Here is a 459-nt window from a genome sequence, read left to right as displayed (position 1 = left end):
GTGCTGCCTCCTCGAGCTCGGGCGGCAGCTCCTCGAAGAACGACCGCATCATCCAGATCACGATGGGCAGGTTGAACGAGGTGTGCGCGAGGATCAGCGCCAGGTAGCTGCCGGTCAGGTGCAGCTGCTGGAAGATCACGAACATCGGGACGACCAGCGCGACCGCGGGAACCATGCGGCTGAAGAGGATGATCCGTGCCCACCACTCGCGACCCGGAACCGGCAGGCGGGCGAGCGAGTAGGCGAACGGCACACCGAGCAACAGCGACAACCCCGTGCTGCCGATCGCGACGATCAGGCTGTTGACCAGGAAGTGGGTGAAGTCGAGCTCGCCGAACACTTTCGCGTAGTTGGCGAGGGTCGGTGAGAACGTCAGCTGCGGTGTCGACGTGAAGATCGCCGCCGGAGTCTTGAACGAGTTGACCGCCACCGTGATCACGGGAACGAGCACCCAGACGA

General features: G+C 64.1%; 1 protein-coding gene. It reads right to left on the bottom strand.

The window, feature by feature from the left end; translation table 11 throughout:
- The coding region (locus AB4Z02_RS19070) for a carbohydrate ABC transporter permease (protein WP_441972938.1) at positions 1-459 on the bottom strand (459 nt) is incomplete at both ends.

The organism is Pedococcus sp. 2YAF34 (assembly GCF_052114585.1).
Lineage (GTDB): Bacteria > Actinomycetota > Actinomycetes > Actinomycetales > Dermatophilaceae > Pedococcus.
The sequence above is the reverse complement of the archived record's forward strand: the minus strand, read 5'-3'. Positions and strand labels throughout refer to the sequence as shown.